This window comes from Chloroflexota bacterium, assembly GCA_013152435.1.
In the GTDB taxonomy this organism is placed as follows: domain Bacteria; phylum Chloroflexota; class Anaerolineae; order DUEN01; family DUEN01; genus DUEN01.
This window is the reverse complement of the sequence record JAADGJ010000136.1, coordinates 1-4,462: the sequence shown is the minus strand read 5'-3', so window position 1 is coordinate 4,462 and position 4,462 is coordinate 1. Positions and strand designations below refer to the sequence as shown.

Genomic DNA, 4,462 nt, shown 5'->3' with positions numbered 1-4,462 from the left:
AGCGAAGCTGCGCCGCCACCACAAGCCATTCCCTGTCCCCCCTCCCCAGCGAAGCGGATTGGGGAGGGGGGACTACAGGGGGGTGGGGCACAATGTGACGCCAGGCTGTTTAGATCACAGAACGCACGACTTCGCTTAACTTGACGCGTATAGGGACGCACGGCTGTGCGTTCCCACGGTTCGGCTAGCAAGGAGGCGAAAATGCGGATCGCCATCGCGGGGATCTCCCATGAGACGAACACATTCTCCTCGGTCATCACCCATCGCGTCGATTTCACCGTGCGTCGAGGCGTGGAGGTCCTGAACGAGCCCGGATTTCCGGAGGTGATCGGGCGCCTGGGGATCGAGCCCGTCCCCATCCTCTTCGCCTCGGCGCTGCCGTCCGGCCCGGTGGACACGGCGACGTATCAGGCGTTCAAGGCCGAGATCCTGGAGGGGCTGGCCGCGGCGGGCTCGCTCGACGGCATCTTCCTCATCCTGCACGGCGCCCTCTACGTACGCGACATCGGAGACGGGGAGACGGACCTGGTGCGCGCCATCCGCGCGCAGGTGGGGGATGAGATCCCCATCGCCGCCCGGCTGGACCTGCACGGCAACATGACGCCTGAGTTCGTGGACGGGATGAACGTGCTGGTGGCCTATCGCACCGCCCCGCATCGGGACATGTGGGAGACCCGCGATCGGGCGCTGACGCTCCTGGTGGAGGCCATCCGGGCTGGACGTCGCCCTCGCACGACGATGATCCGGGTGCCGCTCCTCCTCTTCGGCGAGCAGGCCATCACCGAGGTGGAGCCGATGCGCTCGCTGATGGCGATGTTGCCCGAGGTGGACGCGCAGCCTGGCATCGCCGCCGCGTCCATCCTGGTGGGCTTCGCCTGGGCCGATGTGCCCAACGCGGCGGCTTACGTGCTCGTCGCGGCGGAGGATGCGTCCCATCTGGAGTTCGCGCGGGAGCAGGCCCGGCGTCTGGCGCAGGCGATGTGGAATCGGCGGGATCGATTCGGCTACGATGTGGAGACGCTCCCCGTGGATGAGGCCATCGAGGCCGCTCTGGCGGCCCCCGAGTCCCCCGTGTTCATCACGGATTCCGGCGACAACACCACGGCCGGCGGCGCGGGGGACGTGCCCTTCGTCCTGGAGCGGCTGCTGGCCCATGGCGCGCCTGATGCCGTCTACGCGGCCATCGCCGACGCGCCGGCCACGCGGCGGTGCTATCTGGCCGGGGTGGGCGCGACCGTGGAGTTGGCCGTGGGCGGCCGGCTGGACCCCGATCATGGGCGGCCTTTGCGCATCACCGGCCGCGTCGTGCATCTGGCGCCGGAGGAGGAGGGCATCGCCACGGTGCAGGTGGACGGCGTGCGGGTGATCCTGACGCGATCGCGTCGGGCGTTCACGTGCCTGGACGACTTCCGTCGGGCGGGCGTGGACACGATGGCACATAAGATCGTGGTGACCAAGCTGGGCTATCTGTTCCCCGAGTTGCGGGACAGCGCCCCGCGGGCCATCATGGCCCTGAGCCCGGGGTATGCCACGCAGGTCATGGCCGAGCTCCCTTATCGTCGTGTGCCGCGTCCCATCTATCCGCTGGACCCGGATATGGAATGGTCGCCTGCCGGATGAGTATGGAAAACCCCGGCTTTCGCAGAAGCTGGGGTTTTTACCGCCATTCACTGGTGACAGCCTTGCTCCAGGCCTCTTCCTTCGCTCTCGACCATTCTTCGGGAGGGACGCGTCGCTTGGCTTTATCGGCCAAGACGCCTCGTTGCGACTCTTGATGTTCCGGTGGGTAGAAATGGATCTCCACGTGGTCTCCCACCAACTTCTGCACGGCGATATAGCCGGGGCGTATCCCTAAAGCGTCCCGAATGGGTTTCTCGATCACAACCTGGCCCTTGGATCCTACTATACGCGCCATAGTTGTACCTCCGTCGCGCGATACTAGAGAAGTATACGACATGCTTGTCCTTACATCAATCGAAAGATTCGTTGGTGAAGAGACCCTAAAGAAACCCAGCTTCCGGCAGAAGCCGGATTTCTTTTTTCCCGCCTCGTACCTGCCGTTTCTCGGCCTTATCCGAGGGATGGAGCCGAGGGAGGCAGGTGAAAGGCGGAAAAGGTGCTTGTTTGTTGGAAGGGCTGGCGCCCCTCCCTGGACTTTGGCCTTTTCCTTTGATGGCCAGACATACGGCTTTCTTTGCCGCATTACTCTCAGTATCTTGTGCGGGTAGCGGAGGGCATTGCCCTCCGCTACCCGAAAGGCCAAACTTGAGGGAGGGACTGGCGCCCCTCCAAGCCTCCCGCCAAATTTCCACCGAAAAGGATGCGCTACCCTTTACTAATATACTCGCAGGATATCCCGCTACATGATATAATATCCGTGTCTACCTCGACTATATAGAGAGCGTAGTCCCTCTCCGTGGATTATCACCTCATGCCAGCAAGGGGGTATCCGATGGCAGCACAAAAGAATTACATGGCCTTCGATCTGGGCGCGTCGAATGGGCGTGCCATCCTCGGGCGCTTTGACGGCGAGCGGCTGAGCCTGGACGTGATCCATCGCTTCGATAATCCCATGATCCGCCTTCCGGATTACTTGCATTGGGATGTGCTGGGGCTTTTCCGGGAGTTGCTGCAGGCCTTGCGCATCTGGGCCGGCCGTGGCGAGGGGGGGCTGAGCAGCGTCGGCGTGGACACATGGGGCGTGGACTTCGGCCTCATCGGGCGGGATGGCAGCCTGCTCGGGAACCCCATCGCCTACCGGGACCCGTACACCGAGGGCGTGATGGACTCGGTGGTGGCCGAGATCGGGCGGCAGACCATCTTCGAGCAGACCGGCCTCCAGTTCATGCCCATCAACACGCTGTATCAGCTCATCGCGCTGAAACGGGCAGGAGCGCCGCAGTTGGAGGTGGCCGATCAGCTCCTGATGATGCCCGACCTGTTCCATTACTTCCTCACGGGCGAGCGGGTGGTGGAGTTCACCGACGCCACGACGACGCAATGTCATAATCCCCGCACGGGCGATTGGGCCTGGGAGCTGATCGATCGCGTCGGGCTGCCGCGTCGGATCTTCACGCCCGTGATCCAGCCGGGCACCCGGATCGGTCGGCTGTTGCCCCACATCGCGGAGGAGACGGGCGTAGTCAATGTAGATGTGATCGCGCCGGCGTCCCACGATACGGGGTCGGCGGTGGCGGCGGTGCCCGCGCGGGGCGAGGATTGGGCTTACATCAGCCTGGGCACCTGGGCGTTAATGGGTATTGAGGTGCGGACGCCGATCCTGACCCAGGAGGCGCAGGAGGCGAACTTCACCAACGAGGGTGGCGTAGATGGCACTTATCGCTTCCTGAAGAACATCACCGGCCTGTGGCTGGTGCAGGAGTGTCGGCGCATCTGGGCGCGAGAGGATGGCCAGGCGACGAGCTGGGATGAGCTGACCCGGATGGCGGCGGAGGCCGAGCCGTTCCGCTCGTTCGTGGATCCGGACGATCCGGCCTTTCTGAACCCGACGGACATGCCTAAGGTCATTCAGGAGCGATGCCAGGCGACGGGGCAGCCGGTGCCGGAGAGCCGGGGGGCTATCCTGCGCTGCGCGCTGGAGGGATTGGCTCTGAAGTGCCGTTACACGGCGGACACGCTGGCCCGCCTGCGCGGCCGGCCGTTGAAGGTGTTGCACATCGTGGGCGGCGGCATTCAGAACAAGTTGCTCTGTCAGTTCATCGCCAACGCCACCAAACTGCCGGTGATCGCCGGGCCGATCGAGGCCACGGCCACGGGCAACGTGTTGATTCAGGCTATGGGCCAGGGGGAGATCGGCTCGCTGCAGGAGCTGCGGGAGATCGTGCGTCGCTCCGTGGCGCCGGAGGAGTACGAGCCGCAGGACACGGCCGCTTGGGAGGAGGCGTACGGCCGGTTCCGAGAATACATGGGATTGTGAGACTGGAATGCGTCGCACCCTCTTATAAGGAACAGGCACCGGGCTTTCAGCCGGTGCCTGTTTGTATTTCAGGCGCGCTCTGGTGGGGCTTCCCGCATCAGTCGCTGGAGCACGTCTGTCAATACTTCAATGGCGTGCAGGTATTCCTCCAGCTCGATATGCTCCTCCGGCGTGTGGTCCAGGCTGGAGTCGCCCGGGCCATAGGCGACGATGGGACATCCCCAGACCGGCCCCACGACGTTCATGTCGCTGGTGCCGGTCTTGATTTTGAACCCCGGCCGGCCGCCGTGCTCTCGAATCGCCGCCAGGAAGGCACGTACTAATGGGGTGTTCTTGGGCGCACGGTAGGCCGGCTCATACCCACGGAACGAGATCGTGACCTCCAAATCCGGCGCCTGGGGCGCGGCCGAGCGGATCGCCTGTTCCAGCTCGGCCCGCTCGATGTCCGGCGGCAGGCGCAGCCCGACCGTGGCGTCCACTCGATCATAAAGGCCATCGCTGGATGAGCGAATCTCCCGCAACGAG

Annotated in this window: 4 protein-coding genes; 2 read left to right on the top strand and 2 right to left on the bottom strand. The window is 64.3% G+C overall.

The features are described 5' to 3' along the window. The first annotated feature begins 201 nt into the window (after positions 1 to 201). Positions 202 to 1,620: a M81 family metallopeptidase gene (locus tag GXP39_18730; protein ID NOZ30071.1), complete on the top strand. Its 1,419-nt coding sequence runs from the start codon at positions 202 to 204 to the stop codon at positions 1,618 to 1,620. Between the two features lie 37 nt (positions 1,621 to 1,657). Here GXP39_18730 and GXP39_18725 read toward each other — a convergent pair whose 3' ends face one another. Then, positions 1,658 to 1,915, bottom strand: a complete 258-nt coding sequence (locus tag GXP39_18725) for an AbrB/MazE/SpoVT family DNA-binding domain-containing protein (GenBank protein ID NOZ30070.1) — start codon at positions 1,913 to 1,915, stop codon at positions 1,658 to 1,660. 537 nt (positions 1,916 to 2,452) lie between these two features. Between GXP39_18725 and GXP39_18720 the strand changes: the two genes are divergently transcribed. Further along, positions 2,453 to 3,937 (top strand): rhamnulokinase, encoded by a 1,485-nt coding sequence (locus tag GXP39_18720; GenBank protein NOZ30069.1) that lies wholly within the window; start codon positions 2,453 to 2,455, stop codon positions 3,935 to 3,937. Between the two features lie 68 nt (positions 3,938 to 4,005). On the opposite strand, the gene GXP39_18715 is transcribed toward GXP39_18720, so the two are convergent. Further along, the coding region (locus GXP39_18715; GenBank protein ID NOZ30068.1) for a M20/M25/M40 family metallo-hydrolase at positions 4,006 to 4,462 on the bottom strand (457 nt) is incomplete at its 5' end.

Coding starts and splice junctions, on each gene's coding strand:
- GXP39_18725 (NOZ30070.1), bottom strand. CDS start 1,915: ATGGCGCGTATAGTAGGATCCAAGGGCCAGGTTGTGATCGAGAAACCC.
- GXP39_18730 (NOZ30071.1), top strand. CDS start 202: ATGCGGATCGCCATCGCGGGGATCTCCCATGAGACGAACACATTCTCC.
- GXP39_18720 (NOZ30069.1), top strand. CDS start 2,453: ATGGCAGCACAAAAGAATTACATGGCCTTCGATCTGGGCGCGTCGAAT.